The sequence below is a fragment of the Methanosphaera sp. genome (genome assembly GCF_022768985.1).
Lineage (GTDB): Archaea > Methanobacteriota > Methanobacteria > Methanobacteriales > Methanobacteriaceae > Methanosphaera.
Genome location: NZ_JALEKL010000002.1, coordinates 14,390 through 31,316 on the forward strand (window position 1 = coordinate 14,390; position 16,927 = coordinate 31,316).

A 16,927-nucleotide genomic window follows, 5' to 3' on the forward strand; every position below is an offset into this window, starting at 1 on the left:
ATCTAAATTGTTTTTTAAAAAAAAAGAAAGAAAGTAGGTGGTGATATTCTATTGTGTATTTTTATTGTTTTTCTGCAAATTCTATTTCAAATACTATTGTTGGATATTCAAGTTCAAAGTTTGTAAGTACTTCAGGACTTATTTCTCCAAAGTATCCTTTAAATGTAAATGGTAGTGATTCATCTGAAGCTTTTGCTTCAAATTTTGCACATCTTCCCTGTATAAATGTTGGATCTTCTGAATCTTCAAGTGTCATGCTAAAGCCCATGTTTGCAACAAATGATTCTACTGTTGATTTTATTGATGTGAAGTTTGCATCTGTTGATATTTGTGCTGCTGCAAGTTTCTTTACTGTATCCATCTGTGTTTCTTTAGCTGTGTTTATGTATGCTACATCTCCTATTTCAAAGATTTTCTGTGGAAGTTCTTCATGTTTATTATTTTCAAGGAATTCAAGAAGACTATTTATTAATGATTTTCTTATCATTGTTCTATCTTGTGTGATAGGTTGTGCTACTGTAATTCTTTCATCTTCAATTTCACGGTTTAATTTTGTGTAGTGTTGTAGTTCACTTGTAAGCATTAAACTTTTAATTTCTGTAAATCCAAGTCCTATCATTACCTGTTGCAATATTTTGTCAAATTCACGTTTTGGATCTGCATGTGCTACTGTTGCAAATTTTGGTAACTCTGATGGTAGTTCATTAAATCCATATCCTAGTGCTATGTTTTCAATTAAATCTACCTCATGAAGTATGTCTATTCTGTATCTTGGTATTGTTACTTCTATTTCATCTTCATTTATTTTCTGGGCATCAAATCTTGTTTTTCTGAGTGTTTTTACTATTTCATCTGCTGTTATGTCGATTCCTATGTATTCTTCTGCTGTTTTTGTGTGTACTGTCATTGTTTTTGTTTCTAGTTCTGGGTATGTCATGTCATCATGGTATGGGTAGTTTACATTTATTGTTTCTATTGTTGCATTTGGATCTTCTGCAATGTTTGATGCTATGATATTTACTGCATTTGTTACAGCTATTATGTCTGTTCCTGTTACATCTATGAATATATTTTTGGTTTCTGTTGTTAGTTTTGTAAGTTCACTGTTTATTATTGGTGGCATTGACATGATGTTGTCATTTGCATCTACTATTAGTGGATATTTATCATACTCTTCAAGGAGGTGTGCATAGTCTTTTCCTTTTGGATGATTTTCTAGTATTTCATTTAGTGTCATTTCTGTATCTGTTTCAAGTGGTATGAAACTTACATCATCTGGATTTCCTGCTTTGTAGTAGAATGGTCCTGATACTTTGTCAAGATCATGTATTCCTATTGCTACTTTTTTTCTGTCACGTCCTATTACCCAGTGAAGGTGTTCTTGGAATTCCATTAGGTTACGTAGTTGTTCATCATTTATTGAGATGTTTTTTATGATACATGATGCTACATATGGTCTGATTTCTTCAAGTTCTTTATCTACTGTGATTGTTGTATCTGTTTTTTTAACATCATATTTTGGCATTCCTACTTCTATGTCTAGGTATCCTTTTAGTGCACGTACTATTCCTTCTACACTGTAGTAGTCTGGTCTGTTTGGGAAGAATTCTACTTTTACATCGTTTTCATCATAGTCTTCCACATCACTTGATATCATTGGAAGTATGTCTATTAGTTCATCTTTTGGTAGTTCTTTTCCTAGTTTTTCAAATAATTCATTGTATGTAAAGTTTATTACAGGCATTTTTATATCATCCTTTAGTTTTTTAAAAATTTTTTTAAATTAAAATAATATTTTTTTTCATTTTTCCACATAGTTGTGGGGTTTAAAATAGTTTGGGGTGGTTATATTCTTTTTTAAAACATGTATATTGCATTTATATTGCAAGTACTGTCATGAAAAATATTGATTCTACAACGAAGTGTAGTGCTCTGTGTTGTATTGGTGTGAGTTTTAGGTTGTAGTATCCATGTCCTAGATCTACTATGAAGTGTATTGTTCCTGCAAGTACTCCTATTGTTGCAGACTGGAATAGTAGTCCTACAATTATTACGTGGAATATTGCCTCTAGTAGTTCATGTACAATCCATGTTTTAAATGATGATTTTACTATGTTGTTTATTACCTCACCTAGTAGTATGTAGAAATCTGATAGTGCATGCCATAGTATTCCATGTAGAATATCAGAAAAGGCTATGCATACTGCTATATAAAACCATTGTATGTCCATAGTTTTTCACCATTATAAATTTTATTTAATTATTTTTTAAAGTTTTTAATAGTCTTTAAATATTAATATCTTTTTTTTAGTATTATTATTTTTTTATTATTATTATCATTTTTTATTTGTACTTTTTTTTATTCTATTTTTTTTATATATAAATATTTAAGATAATTATTTTTCTTTTTATTATGTGAATTATTTAAATACTAAAAATTATATAACTATAGTTATAACACATTATACATATAAAATAAATTAATAAATATAATAGATTATAATTTTATCAAAAAAAAACACTTTAAGAGGTAATTATTATGAAACCACCTTGTGAAATTGTAGTATGGTATGTAATTCCATCAATACGATCAAAACTTGCAAAAGAACTTCTTAATCTTGGAATGAAACAAAAGGAAATATCAGTACTACTTGACATCACACAACCTGCAGTATCACAATATATTAGTGATAAAAGAGGTCATGAACTCGACTTTGACCCAGAGGTAGAACAATATATTAAAGATATGGCAAAAGAAATAATGGAAGGAAAACTTGAAGCAATAGATTTAATTCCACGTTTTTGCCATGTATGTAAAACAATAAAAACACAAGAAGTTTTATGTCAACTCCACAAAGAAAAAGTAGATATTCCAACACATTGTAGTGTATGTATGGGAAGTGAAGCAGACGATCATGGCTGTGGATCATTATAGATTATTATCTCCCATACCTTTTTCTACTCTTTTTAAATAATTAATATTATAATTTAAAATTTCTATTTTTTTTCAATAATTTATTTCACACTTCAAGATGACTATTTGCTCATTTAGTGATGTTTGCAACTATTTTTTAATTAAAATCTACTAAAATATAACAATTGTTAAAAAGTTTTAATAATAACAAAATACCAATATATAAACTATGAACATAACAGTTAAAACAATAAAACAACACCTAAAAGATAAAGAAATTCTAGAAGGAAACTTTGGACTAGAAAAGGAAGGAGTACGAATAACAGCTGATGGAAAACTTGCAACAACACCACACCCTGAAGAATTTGGAGACAAAACAGAAAATCCATACATAACAACAGACTTCTCAGAAAGCCAGATAGAAATAGTAACACCAACATTTCAAAGTATAGATGAAACATATGAATTTCTAGATCTAATAGTTGACATTGTAAATTCAACAATATCCTCTAATGAATACATATGGACACAATCAATACCACCAATACTACCAAAAGATGATGAAATACCAATAGCACGATACAACAACCACCAGATGGGAATATCAGCAGAAAAATACAGACAAGGACTTGCAAAAAAATATGGAACAAAAAAACAAATGCTATCAGGAATACACTACAACTTCTCATTTAAAGATGAAACAATACAAAAACTATACCAAGCACAAGATACTATTACAACACTCAAAGAATTTAAAGATCAACTATACCTAAAAATTGTACGAAACTATATGAGATATAAATGGTTCCTAATCTACATAACAGGAGTATCAAACGTTGCACATAAAACATTTAAAAGTGAAACAAAAAATCTTCTAGATAAATGTGACAACTTTGGAGGAATCTATAGTGATGATGCAATATCAATAAGAAACTCATCATGCGGATATAAAAACTTAATAGAACTATATCCAAGATATGACTCAGTTGAAAACTTCACAACTGATGTTAAAAGCTACATAGAAAAAGGATATCTCTCTGAGGCAAAAGAATTATATACACAAATACGTCTTAAACCTGCAGATCCAATAAACTTTCTAACATCACTAAAAGATGGAATACGCTACATAGAACTAAGAACATTAGATATAAATCCATACAATAAAAATGGAATCTCAAAAGATGAAATGAAATTCATACACCTATTTATAATATACATGCTACTAAAAGAAGAAACGAACTATGAATACTACCAACAGGAAGGATTTAGAAACGAAGAAAAAGTAGCAGAGAAAGGATTATCAGATGAATTACAACTAAAATGTGATGGAAAAGATATATCACTAAAAAAATGGGCAAATGAAATACTACTTGATCTTATTGATATAAATGCACAACTAAATCTAGGATATGATGGGACAATTAAATACATCAAAGAAAAACTAGAAAATAAAAACAACACCTACAGCATGCAGTTAATTAATGATGTAAAAAATAAGGGCTTCATTAATATGCACATAGACAAAGCAGCAGAATATAAAAAACAAAGTATTACACAACTTAAACAAACATTAAATGAAAATCCTCAAGCTAAAATTTACTATGATGAGGCAATAGAATAAAAATAATCAAAAAAAAAAATAAGTTTTAACTGTTTATAAATTCAATATCTCATAAAAAAAACAAGATAAAATGTGGAAAAAAATGAAAATTCCACAATAAATAACTTCCTTCTCTTTTTTTATAAAATACTCATATATTAGAAATTAACATCACTATCCTTTAAAGGAAGCCATTTTTCATCTTTAGCAGATAATATAATTTCATCAATATCATCAATTGGCCAGTCAATACCAATTTCAGGATCGTTCCACATAATACCACCTTCATCATCAGCATCATAGAAGTCAGTACATTTATATGTGAACTCGGCAATATCAGATAATACTACAAATCCATGAGCAAAACCCTCAGGTATATAGAATTGTTTCTTATTTTCCTCAGAAAGTATTACACCCTCCCATTTACCATAGGTAGGAGAATCACTTCTTAAATCAACTGCAACATCAAATACTTCACCTTTAATTACACGTACAAGTTTTCCCTGAGGATGAGTGTGTTGGAAGTGAAGACCACGAAGAACACCTTTTTTTGAACGTGACTGATTATCTTGTACAAAGTCAAAGTCAAGACCAGCTTCTGCAAATTCCTTCTTCTGGTATGTTTCCATGAAATATCCACGTTCATCTCCAAATACAGTATTTTCTATTACATAAACACCTTCAATTGATGTTTCATTAAATTTAAATTTTCCCATACTATTCACTCCTAAAAAATATATTTTCTTATTAATTTTTCAATACTAAATTAATAATAGTTATATAATATTTACATATTAAAATTAATTAATAATAAATCAAATAAGATAAAAGGGGAAAATATAATTTATGAAGTTTTGTATGGTACTAGAATTCTTCACACCACATTATAATGGTGGAGGAGAAAGACGATATTATGAACTAACAAAAAGACTAGTTGAATGTGGACACCAAGTTGATGTATTGACAATGAGGGTAAAAGATGCACCAGATCATGAAACAATAAATGGTGTAAATATACACAGACTAGGACCTGTGATTGAAAATCCACCAATACGAAGTAAAAGTGATTTTATCAAATACTTTAAATGTGTAATAAGCTGGATACGAACACATAACTACTCAATAATTGATGCACAAGCCTACTCACCACTACTATCAGGACTAGTAGCAAGTAAAGTTACAAAAACACCAATAATTGCAACAATATATGATACAAGCTGCAATAGTCAAGATCAATGGATACAATTTTCACGCCTTGCATCAATTGCAGAAAAAACACTAACAAAACTACCATATGATAAGATCTTAACAATAAGTGATGCAACATACAACTCACTTGTTAATGATTTTGGAGTTAGTGAATCAAAACTTAAAATGCTCTACATAGGTGTTGACATAAAAGGAATAGATAAAGTAAAAGCAGAACCTAAAGGTGAAAATCACATACTCTTCGTTGGACGACTAGTTCCACACAAACATGTAGATCACCTACTTGAAGTTGTAAATAATATAAAAGATAAAATACCAGATATTAAACTCACAATTGTCGGAAAAGGTGTAGAAAAAGACAACCTGGTAGAATACATCAAAGAACATAATCTTGAAGATCATGTTGAATTTATGTGTGATCTTGAAAATGATGAACTAACATATCAGATGAAAATTGCAAATATGCTAGTGTTACCATCAACACGTGAAGGATTTGGAATGGTACTATCAGAAGCTAATGCATGCCACACACCAACAGTTGCATATGCATCAGGAGGAGTAGTTGAAGTAGTTGAAGATGGAGTAAGTGGATATCTAATAGAACCTGAAAATAAAGAACAACTACAAGAGAAAATCCTCTACATACTAAAAAATAAGGATGTAGAATGTGAACTATCACAAAAAGGACGCATGCATGTAGAAGCTAAATTTGACTGGGATTCTATTGTTAATGACTATATCAAACTAGCATATGAAATCATAAATAATAAGAAATAACTTAAGTAATATAAATATTAAAATAATAAATTAAAATAATTTTAACAAATAATAGGAGTATAATTATAATGGCAAAAGTTGTAGGAATTGTTGGAAGTCCAAGAAAAGATGGAAATACAGAATTTCTCGTACAAACAGCACTAGATAAAATACAAGAGAAAGGAATTGATGTAGAACTAATAAGACTTGCTGATAAAAAAATAGGATACTGCATAGGATGTGATGTGTGTAAAAAAACAAATAAATGTGCAATAGATGATGATATGCAAGAAATTACACAAAAAGTCAAAGATGCAGATGGACTAATAATGTCATCTCCTGTATATTTTGGTGACATGACAGGAATTGCAAAATCATTCATTGACAGACTACGACCACTAAGACCAATCCATGCATTTAAATACAAAGTATGTGGTGCAATATCAACAGGTGGATTTAGAAATGGTGGACAAGAATCAACAATTGCATCAATACATGACTTCTTCCTAATACAGGGTGGAATAATAGTAGGTGATGATATGCCAACAGGACACTATGGTGGAACAGGACATGATGACACATCAAAAGATGAAGTAGGAATTGTAACATCAATAAATCTTGCAAATCGTATGGTAGATGTAATTAAAAAACTATCTTAACCTCCCCTCTAAACTATTTTTTATATTTTTTTTGGAAAGTTAATATAAATAAAAAAAAGTAATTGTCATTATATTAATTCAATATAAAAATAAATCTAATTTTTTGAAAGAATTTAATTTGGAAAGTAAAATAAAATAATTAAAAAAAATAAAAAAAATGACAGGGTGGTGAATAGGGAATTTCATATAAAATTCCAAAGTCTATTCAAATATTTCAAGTGGAATTAACATATTACCAGTTAAGTATCTGCTATTTTCACCAAATACTACTGTGATGTTATGATTTCCAGCTTTTGTTTTATTAGTAGTAAGATCTACATTTAACAGACCATCATAGATGTAGGTATCTTTAAGTACTGTTGTACTATCAATTTTTATAGCAACTTTTGTTTTACCATAAACTGGTCTTCTTCTACATCTTTAATTGTCATATTAATTGTTGTATTTGATCCTTTGTGTGTTGTTATCTTATCTGCTGTCATGTTTCCAATAGCACTTTTATCTATATTGAAGTTATTTGTTATATCTGCTCTGTTATATTTTTTATCTGAATATACAGCTGTTATGTTATATTGTCCTGATCCAATAGATGATGGTAGTGTGTAGTTAAGATGTGCTTTTCCATCTTCTATAATATTTACTGTGATTGTTTGATTGTTTTCATCACGTAATGTTTTACCATTAATTTTAAAGCTTACAATTCCACTATCAACTGGTCTGCCATTATCTGTTACATTTACATCAACAATAAGGTCACCTGATGTTGTAGGTGTATTTGTTGAAATACTTACATTTGCATCACGTTTGTTAATTGTTAAGTTTATATTAAATTCTTGAGCATTGTATAATTTTCCTTCTCCAAGTTTTACTGTGATTTTATGGTTTCCAACTTTCTGTGTTTGTGTATCTAAAATGGCATAAAGTACTCCATTATTTATTGTTGTATTTGTGAGTGTTTTATCATTAAGTTTTATTACACCTTTAATTGTTCCTATGAGTTGTTCTCCATTTTCATCATATAATGTGATGTTAAGTACTGTTTGTGTTTTTGCTTTAATTGACATGTTTAAATCTTTTACATCAATGTAAAGTCCTTCAATGTCACATGGTGTGCTGTTTTCTACTTTATTGTATGTGTTTGATTCATATACAGCAGTTATATTGTAGTGTCCTTGTCCTATTTCTTGTGGTAGTGTGTAGTTTAGTTGTGCTTTGTTATCTTTAAGTTGAACTTTTATTGGATTTCCATCAATGTCACATATTACTTTATTGTTAATTTTAAATACAACATTTCCACCATTAATTGTCATGTTTTCATCATTTAATGTTATATTGATTGTGAGTGTGTTTAGTACTTTTGTGGTGTTTGTTTTAATTGTTAGTGTTGTATTACGTTTGTTAATTGTTAGTGTGTTTGTTATTTCTTTTGCATTGTATAATCCATTTTCTTTAATTTTAAATGTGATGTTATGATCACCTGGTAGTAGGTCTGTTGTTGGTATTATTGTATTTAAAACACCATTTGTTATGATTGTATTAAGTTGTGATTTTCCATCTATTATTACTTCTACAGGTATGCTGCCTTCAATTTGTTTTCCTGTCATGTCAACTATTGTTGTGTTAATTTTTACATCTTCACGTGCTTTAATTTCAGCTACTGGTATTAATATATCGTCTGCTATTGATGATTTTTCAACATTAAATATTCTTATTTTATTTACCAAGTTATAATTAACATCACTAAATTCAATTTCAACTATGTGTTTTCCTGCCATGATATCTGCTGGAAGTGTATAGTTAAGATTTGCTTTTGAATCTTTAACATCTGCTTCACTTATAATTTCTTCATCAATTTTAAGTGTAACTTTTCCATTATCTACAATAGAAACTCCATCAGTATCTTTAATTGTTACAGATATATCAAGTGATTCTGTAGTTTTTGGTGTGTTTGTTGTAAATTCAACTGTTACATTACGTTTTACTATTTTAAGTGTAGTTGTAAATATTTTTGCGTTGTAGTTATCTGATTCAGGTATTTTAAATTCAACATCATATATTCCTAGTGTAAGTGTATCTGTTGGTATTTCACCTTGAAGTTTTCCATCTATAATATTTGTGCTAAGTACTGTGTTTCCATTTATTACTACTTCAACAGGAACTGTTCCTACTAGTTGTTTTTCTACTTCATCATTGATTGTTACATCTACTGCTGTATTTCCAAATACTTTAGTATCAGGTAGTGTAATTGTTGTATCTTTAATGTCTCGTTTTATTATGTTAACTTTAGTTGTGAATGTTTTTGCGTTGTAGTTGTCTGATTCAGGTATTTTAAATTCAACATCATATGTACCTACTGTGAGTGTGTCTGTTGGTATTTCACCTTGAAGTTTTCCATCTATAATATTTGTGCTAAGTACTGTGTTTCCATTTACTACTACTTCAACAGGAACTGTTCCTACTAGTTGTTCTCCTACATCATCGTTAATTGTTACATTCACATCTGCATTTTTAAATACTTTAGTATCAGGTAGTGTAATTGTTGTATCTTCAATGTCACGTTTTATTATGTTAACTTTAGTTGTAAATGTTTTTGCGTTGTAGTTATCTGATTCAGGTATTCTGAATTCAACATCATATATTCCTACTGTGAGTGTGTCTGTTGGTATTTCACCTTGAAGTTTTCCATCTATAATATTTGTGCTAAGTAGTGAGTTTCCATTTATTACTACTTCAACTGGTATTGTTCCTACTAGTTGTTCTCCTACTTCATCATTGATTGTTACATCTACTGCTGTATTTTCAAATACTTTAGTATCAGGTAGTATGATTCTTTTATCTTCAATGTCTCGTTTTATTATGTTGAATTGTGTTTGTTTTTCTACTCCTGTTATTACTACTAGTTGATAGTTTCCTACTGGTAGTGTTGTTGTATCTATTTGTTGTGTTGTTTGTCCACCTGTTACTGTGATATTGTCATAGATTTTGTCTGCTATTTTAAATGCTACTGGTAGTTCATCTGTAAAGATTGTTCCATCAGCTTTTTTAAGTGTTACATCTACTGTTATTTTATCAAATACTTTGATGTCACTTATTGGTCGTATTTCTATTATATCTACTGCTTCTACATTGTTTATTAGTAGGTTTATATTACTATCTGGATATGATGTTAAGTATGTGTATTTTATTGTTTTATTTCCACTTGTTGTAAATGAGTAGTTGAAGCTTACTGTGTTTGTTGGTATATTTTTATTTGTATTGAATGTCTGGTTATCTACTGTTATTGTTATGTTTTCATTTTCACTTAGTGAATCTATTAGTATTGGTGAGCAGTATGTATTTTGTATATATGCTTTTGGTGTATCAATTATGTTGTTTAATACTACATTTTTAAGTGTAATATTATTATTTGAATAGATTGTATTGTTTTGACCAATTGTATTTAGTAGAGTTGAATTTTCTATTATTCAAGTTTCATCTTCATTATATATTACTCCACCAAGTCCATTACTATCTGGTGATGTTATATTGTTATCTGTGAAGTTTGAGTTGTTTATTGTTAAAGTTCCCCACCAACTATTATGGTTTACTCCACCATTTGCTGTTGCAGTGTTACTGTTGAAGTTTGAATTTATAATATTTAAATTTCCACCTCTATTATTGTTTACTCCACCATATGTTGCTTTGTTATCTGTGAAGTTTGAGTTGTTTATTGTTAAAATAGCACCATTACTGTTTACTCCCCCATATTCTGTTGCTTTGTTTTGTGTGAAGTTTGAGTTTTCTATTGTTATATTACCACCGTTATAGTTTACTCCACCATAATTACCTGCTGAGTTTTGTGTGAAGTTTGAGTTTTCTATTATTAAATTACCACCGTTATGATTTACTCCACCATCTGTTGCATTATTATTGTTGAAGTTTGAATTTTCTATTGTTATATTACCATTCTGGTTATAGTTTACTCCTCCTGATCCTGCATTGTTACTGTTGAAGTTTGAGTTTTCTATTGTTAAATTACCAGTGTTATAGTTTACTCCACCATTATTTCCATTGTTACTGTTGAAGTTTGAGTTTTCTATTTTCACTGTTCCATTGTTATTTATTACTGATCCTTCTTCTGATTGACAGTTGTTTATTGTTATATTTGCTAGATTTAATGTGTATCCTTCTGCTACTGTTATGAATTGGTATTGTTTTTGACCATCTAGTGTTATTTGGTTTCCATTGATTGTGAGTGTTTTTGTTGTTTTACTACCTTCCCAGTTTATTGTTTTTGTTATGTAGTAATTTCCTGGGTTGAGGTTTATTGTCTCTGATTGGTCATTTGAATTTGTTTTAATATCTTCTATTTTTTCATATAGTTCATCAAAGCTATTTACAGTTGATTCTTTTTTATTTTGTTTTGTTTTTTCTTTAGTACTTATCGTATTATTTTTTATATTGCTTTTTTTTATATTATTATCATTTATAGCTATATTTGCATCTGATTTTATAGTAGATATGCTATTGTCGTCACTTATTGTATTTTTTGTAGTATTTGTATCATCTGATGTATTTACTGCTGTTATAATTGTTATAAAAAATAGTAATATGAACATAATAGATAGTATCTTCTTGTTAGTATTTTTTTTCATTTTAAATTACTCTATTATATTTTTTCAGTAGATTAAGATCATTATTATATAAATGATCATTTAAGTAAGTATTGTTACCTACTAACAATTTTAATCTATAATTGTTGATCTATTTAAACTTTAAAAATATTTTATTTGTTTTAAAATTGATATTTTCAAGTTATTTTATAAAATAGGATGTAATAATTGTTATTTTTAAAATAATTTTTTTATTTTTTAGATTATTAATTAAATAATTTATAACTATTGTTATTTTTTTAAAAGAAATTATAATACATGTTATTTTTAAAAAAAAATATAACCACTGTTATTTTTCAAATAAGTTATAACAAATATTATTTCTTTAAATATTTTATTAAAAAATCATATTGAAAAAAAAGGGTGGGGGAATTATTTTCCAAAAGGAATTATTTTCCAAAATAAAATAAAAACTTATAGAAACTTAAATTATAACTTTTTTTTTAAAAGATAAATTTAATGTATCTTTTTTTAAAAATACCTTATTTTAAATCATTAAATATTATAGTTAGATTAATGTAAATATTATATTATACATTAAAAAAATCAGAAGTTAAACTAAAAAATAATTTAAAATTCACTAATAAATATGGGAATCTAGGAAAAATGAACAACAAAAACACCAAAGCACCAATACCTCCAAATACATACATAGTACTTTCATGTTACAATGAAGAGGAAACACTAGAGGATGTTGTAGAAGAACTTGTAAATCGTGGATTTAATGTAATAATAACAGATGATGGATCAAAAGATGACAGTCCCATCATATCAAAGAAACTAAAAAAGAAGTATCCAAAACAGGTAGACTACTACAGACACATAATAAATGTAGGACTTGGTGGAGCAATAAAAACAGGAATAAAAGCAGCACTAAGTAAGGGTGCAGACATCATAATTACATTTGATGCAGATGGACAACACAACCCTGATGATCTCTATAATATGTATCCACCACTGGCAAATGGTGAGGCTGATGTTGTAATTGCAGCACGAGACTTTGATGATATGCCAAATGGACGACGTTTTGGAAATACAGTGATGAACTATATAACATACATATTTCAGGGAAAGATGGTTAAAGATTCACAATCAGGACTCAGAGCATTTAGCCGTGATGCTGCTCAAAAACTTAATCTTAAATCACCACAATATGGAGTGTCCTCTGAGATAATTGGTGAAATTGAAAGAAATAATCTTAAATTAAAAGAAGTTCCAATGACAACAATATATGATAAAAGAACAATAGAAAAAGGTACAAATCTATTTGTTGGACTTAAAATTGTCTTTGAATTTCTCAATGAAATACTAAAATAATATAGGAGTGTGTATCGTAGTTGTTAGCATATCAATTAATCATTCCAATAATAGCAATTCTAATAATATATTGGGCAGTAAAAAAATTCAGAGATGAAAAGATAAGTCTAGGACTTGCACTTACAATCATAACATTTGTAGCTTTAATGTTTATTGCAAGTACATTTCCACAGATAAGTATAATTCTTGCAAAAATAACAGGACTTGGACGTGGACTTGATGCATTATATATTATAGCAATACTTATTCTTATGTTTTTAATATTCAAGTTATATAATATGATAGAAGATCAAAAACGTCGTATTAATGAACTTATAAGTCAACTTGCAATATATAATCATGATGACAATGAAGATGATGAATAGAATTTTCACATCATCTAAAATAATCACCACCCACTTATTTAATTTTTTAAACATTTTTCTTTTTTTTTAATATAATAATAAGATGATAAATTAGGGGTAAAATACAATCTAGGTTGATATTTTTCATGTATTTAAAATTAAAATTAATATACTAAAAAGTACATAGATTATATAAGATATAATAATAAAACTTTTTTATTAAATAATCATAATTAAATTAATCAAATAACACCATATATGAGGAGGAGTTAAGTACATGTTTCCAAGAGGCGGAATCAATCCAAAACAATTAAAACAAATGGAAAGAACCATGAAAAAAATGGGAATGGATATGAAAGATATCAACGATGTAGAAGAAGTTGTAATAGTTCTAAAAGATAAAGAACTAGTCATCAAAAACCCAGAAGTAAGTAAAATGAATGCAATGGGACAAGAAACATACCAAGTTGTAGGTGAAGCTCAAGAAAGAATTAAAGGAAGTACATCAGAACCTACAAGTGTAGAAATTGACGATGATGACATAGAACTTGTAGCATCACAAACAGGAAAAACTAGAAAAGAAGCACAACAAGCACTAGAAGAAGTAAATGGTGACCTTGCAGAAGCTATCATGAAACTATCCTAGAATAGTATAAATTAAACTTCAAAAGTTTTTTCTTTTTTAAACTATTTTTTTAAATAAGTGGATTATGGCAGGAATTAAATTCTCCATTTAATCCACCTATTTGTAATTTTAAAGTTAAAAAACAAGATATAGTAAATTGAATTTAAAATAAATATAAAAAAAGTAATTATATAATAAAAATCAAATAAGATATATACTCTAAAAATATTAGATGAATATATAAAAAAAATTAAAATTATAGAACTTACTTGAATAACAAACATAGGTGATCTTTTGAAAATTATTGTTGATGGGTCAAATGTAGCATATTATGGACAAAAACCCAATGAAGAAACAGGGAAAATAACCCCGAGTTTAAAAACTCTAAAAGTTGCAATAAAAACTCTGAAAAAACTAGGTCATGAACCATTAGTCCTAGCAGATGCACCTTTACGACATGAAATTGATGATAAAGATGGCTTTAATGAAATGATCCAAAATGAGGAAGTATTCCCAGTTCCAGCTGGTACAATTGCTGATCATTACATATTAAACCTTGCATATGAGGAAAATGCAAAAATATTATCAAACGACTTTTTTAGGGACTACCAGGATGAATTCCAAGATATAAATAGTAGAAGATTACCATATCGTGTAAAAGATGGACGTTTCCAGATAGGAAAACCATCACCACCTAAAAAAGTTAAAAACTTACTACAGAAAATATGTTCAAAAGCATTAAATGACTTTGAAAGCAGAGGATTTGATGTATATAAGTCTAAGAAGAATATTAAATTCTCAGGACTTGCAGTAGCACAAGAGGCAATTTCACGAGTAAATAATGAAGAGGAAAATGCAATAGATACAAAGCTTGAAAACATGTTTATGAAAATACCAATCCTTAATAAGATTGTAAGCTTTGTAGATGAAGATATAGAAGATTCAGACTTCCTAATATTTGTACTTGTAAATCCTAAAGACTACAAAGAAGCAGTGAGAAATGCAGGAACAATAGCAGTAACAGTAAAAAATAAGCTTGGACTTGATCATTCACCACTTGTTGCTGTGAGAAATGATCTATTTACAAAGCCAGGATCATTTGAATTAAACTTAATATATTCAGATGAAGTACTAGAGGAATCTCCATACAATCTTGACATTATAATAAATGACTCAGACTACTCATTTATAAAACATAACTCAAGAAACATAGCAAGTACACTAGCAGGAAGACTAGGTACATGGAAATTCCCAATTGTATCTGTAAAACCAAGTATGTTAATGGAAAAACCTGGACAATTTGAAACTTCCATAGAAAGAGGAGGTAAAAGATAAATGGTTTTTGATAAACTCCTAAAAACCCTTTATTCACACCTTTTACACAGACGAGTTTTAAGTATTGGAACAAACTATTATGCAACAAATGATCTAGAAAAAGAATATGTATCATTAATAAATCTTACAAAAACAATGCTCATAGAAATACAGCCTGCTGTAATAAACAGTAAAAGTATTTTTGAAAATCTTGAACGAGAACTAGATCAACGTGACATACCACTAAATCGTAAATTTATAGAAATAAAACCAGCAGACAACACAGTAAATGAATACGCCCTACTAAGTAATATTATCATGGGAAGTGACAGATACCTCTACATAGAAATATTTAAAATGTCACCACTTATTGATATCTTCACACAGATGGTAGAAGAAGCAGGTGGAGAAATTGTTGAAAAAAGCAGAACAGAACTAGTATCTCACATGCCATCAAAAAAGGAAAGTATAAGAATAGCAATACAAATGATAACACTTGGTATGAAAAAAGGTGTAAATGTACGTGGAGCTGTAGGAATGACAGGTGCAGCATCAATTGAGCGTGCAATAGAAATGAATGCTGTAATTCATGAAACATCAGGTGTAGGATTTACAAAACTTGGTGGAGAATATGGTGTAATATTTGAAGATGTACCAACAAATGAAAAAGTTGACCTTAAACCTGTAGCTGCTGATAACTTCATGTACATCGATGCAAAAGATTCAACAGGATTTCTTGAAAGAAATGGTAAAGATAAACTTATAGAAATCATGAATGACATCAACGCTTACATTGCAAATGAAAGTGAAGGAAAAATAGAGGGATATCGTGTAGGTGGAGATGATCTAATAATCAACTTCCCTAACAAGTCAATAGCACTAAAAACAGGACTAGACTGTGCATGGTTTGCAATGAATAATGGACTAAATCTACGTGTAGGAATAGGAAACAGTCGACGTGAAGCAGGAGAAAATGCACACCTAACAGATGACATAAAAATACGTGATGATACAGCATCAATAGTATTTGACCTTGCAAATGGAAAATATGCATACTACATACCAACAGAATTTACAAGAACAACAATAGACTACTCAACAAACAACACAACAACACTAGCAATAGTATTCATATTCATATTCCTAGCAACACTAGTTGGATGGAACAGTGGAAATCCATGGCTAGGTGTAATAGCAACAATAATTGCATTAATAGCAATAGTAGTAAAAGACTAAAAAATTGGGGGGATAAAAAATAAGCTCAGAGTTAAACTCAAAGATGATGCTCGTAGTAATCGTGGCAATTGCAGGAATGATCTGTGGATCAGCAGGAGCTACAGTAATACACTTTGACATACCCACAATTGACATGTTCGCAGGAGATAATAATACAACAAACAACACAACCATAAATGAAACAAACAACACCACAATAAACGAAACAAACAACACAACCACGACAACAACATATCAGCCAAAGAAAACATACAACAATAGTAGTAGCAGTAGTAGTGGCAGTAATTATAGACCTAAAACA

16 protein-coding genes are annotated in these 16,927 nt (G+C 29.0%); 11 read left to right on the forward strand and 5 right to left on the reverse strand.

Annotated features, from left to right (window positions below):
- Positions 1 to 61: 61 nt before the first annotated feature.
- Positions 62 to 1,744, reverse strand: a complete 1,683-nt coding sequence (gene pheT / locus MRZ80_RS00745; protein WP_292535241.1) for a phenylalanine--tRNA ligase subunit beta — start codon at positions 1,742 to 1,744, stop codon at positions 62 to 64.
- Between the two features lie 133 nt (positions 1,745 to 1,877).
- A complete protein-coding gene (locus MRZ80_RS00750; RefSeq protein ID WP_292535242.1) occupies positions 1,878 to 2,231 on the reverse strand; it encodes a hypothetical protein in 354 nt (117 codons plus the stop codon).
- Between the two features lie 308 nt (positions 2,232 to 2,539).
- On the opposite strand from MRZ80_RS00750, the gene MRZ80_RS00755 reads away from it, so the two are divergent.
- Positions 2,540 to 2,935: a transcriptional regulator gene (locus MRZ80_RS00755; RefSeq protein WP_292535243.1), complete on the forward strand. Its 396-nt coding sequence runs from the start codon at positions 2,540 to 2,542 to the stop codon at positions 2,933 to 2,935.
- A gap of 208 nt (positions 2,936 to 3,143) precedes the next feature.
- Positions 3,144 to 4,535 (forward strand): bifunctional glutamate--cysteine ligase GshA/glutathione synthetase GshB, encoded by a 1,392-nt coding sequence (gene gshAB / locus MRZ80_RS00760; RefSeq protein WP_292535244.1) that lies wholly within the window; start codon positions 3,144 to 3,146, stop codon positions 4,533 to 4,535.
- A gap of 137 nt (positions 4,536 to 4,672) precedes the next feature.
- Here gshAB and rfbC read toward each other — a convergent pair whose 3' ends face one another.
- Positions 4,673 to 5,230 (reverse strand): dTDP-4-dehydrorhamnose 3,5-epimerase, encoded by a 558-nt coding sequence (gene rfbC, locus MRZ80_RS00765; RefSeq protein ID WP_292535246.1) that lies wholly within the window; start codon positions 5,228 to 5,230, stop codon positions 4,673 to 4,675.
- 130 nt (positions 5,231 to 5,360) lie between these two features.
- Here rfbC and MRZ80_RS00770 point away from each other — a divergent pair, with 130 nt between their 5' ends.
- Both MRZ80_RS00770 and MRZ80_RS00775 read left to right on the forward strand, forming a co-directional pair.
- Positions 5,361 to 6,500: a glycosyltransferase family 4 protein gene (locus MRZ80_RS00770; protein WP_292535248.1), complete on the forward strand. Its 1,140-nt coding sequence runs from the start codon at positions 5,361 to 5,363 to the stop codon at positions 6,498 to 6,500.
- Positions 6,501 to 6,568: 68 nt separating this feature from the next.
- On the forward strand, positions 6,569 to 7,138 hold the full coding sequence (locus MRZ80_RS00775) for a flavodoxin family protein (protein WP_292535250.1): 570 nt from the start codon (positions 6,569 to 6,571) through the stop codon (positions 7,136 to 7,138).
- Between the two features lie 374 nt (positions 7,139 to 7,512).
- On the opposite strand, the gene MRZ80_RS00780 is transcribed toward MRZ80_RS00775, so the two are convergent.
- Positions 7,513 to 9,636: an Ig-like domain-containing protein gene (locus MRZ80_RS00780; protein WP_292535252.1), complete on the reverse strand. Its 2,124-nt coding sequence runs from the start codon at positions 9,634 to 9,636 to the stop codon at positions 7,513 to 7,515.
- Positions 9,637 to 10,120: 484 nt separating this feature from the next.
- On the opposite strand from MRZ80_RS00780, the gene MRZ80_RS00785 reads away from it, so the two are divergent.
- Positions 10,121 to 10,354: a hypothetical protein gene (locus MRZ80_RS00785; protein WP_292535254.1), complete on the forward strand. Its 234-nt coding sequence runs from the start codon at positions 10,121 to 10,123 to the stop codon at positions 10,352 to 10,354.
- A gap of 248 nt (positions 10,355 to 10,602) precedes the next feature.
- On the opposite strand, the gene MRZ80_RS00790 is transcribed toward MRZ80_RS00785, so the two are convergent.
- Positions 10,603 to 11,772, reverse strand: coding sequence for a hypothetical protein (locus MRZ80_RS00790; protein ID WP_292535255.1), 1,170 nt, complete (start codon positions 11,770 to 11,772; stop codon positions 10,603 to 10,605).
- A gap of 624 nt (positions 11,773 to 12,396) precedes the next feature.
- Here MRZ80_RS00790 and MRZ80_RS00795 point away from each other — a divergent pair.
- From MRZ80_RS00795 to MRZ80_RS00820, 6 genes are all read left to right on the forward strand, one after another.
- Positions 12,397 to 13,107, forward strand: a complete 711-nt coding sequence (locus MRZ80_RS00795; RefSeq protein WP_292535256.1) for a glycosyltransferase family 2 protein — start codon at positions 12,397 to 12,399, stop codon at positions 13,105 to 13,107.
- A 20-nt stretch (positions 13,108 to 13,127) separates the two neighbouring features.
- Positions 13,128 to 13,472 (forward strand): DUF2304 domain-containing protein, encoded by a 345-nt coding sequence (locus MRZ80_RS00800; RefSeq protein WP_292535258.1) that lies wholly within the window; start codon positions 13,128 to 13,130, stop codon positions 13,470 to 13,472.
- Positions 13,473 to 13,728: 256 nt separating this feature from the next.
- Positions 13,729 to 14,097, forward strand: a complete 369-nt coding sequence (locus MRZ80_RS00805; protein ID WP_292535260.1) for a nascent polypeptide-associated complex protein — start codon at positions 13,729 to 13,731, stop codon at positions 14,095 to 14,097.
- A 273-nt stretch (positions 14,098 to 14,370) separates the two neighbouring features.
- Positions 14,371 to 15,411 (forward strand): Zc3h12a-like ribonuclease, encoded by a 1,041-nt coding sequence (locus tag MRZ80_RS00810; protein ID WP_292535261.1) that lies wholly within the window; start codon positions 14,371 to 14,373, stop codon positions 15,409 to 15,411.
- Positions 15,412 to 16,626 carry a hypothetical protein gene (locus tag MRZ80_RS00815; RefSeq protein WP_292535263.1) on the forward strand — a complete coding sequence of 405 codons (1,215 nt, stop codon included), beginning with the start codon at positions 15,412 to 15,414 and terminating at the stop codon, positions 16,624 to 16,626.
- A gap of 43 nt (positions 16,627 to 16,669) precedes the next feature.
- A partial coding sequence (locus MRZ80_RS00820; protein WP_292535264.1) for a hypothetical protein occupies positions 16,670 to 16,927 on the forward strand: 258 nt, incomplete at its 3' end.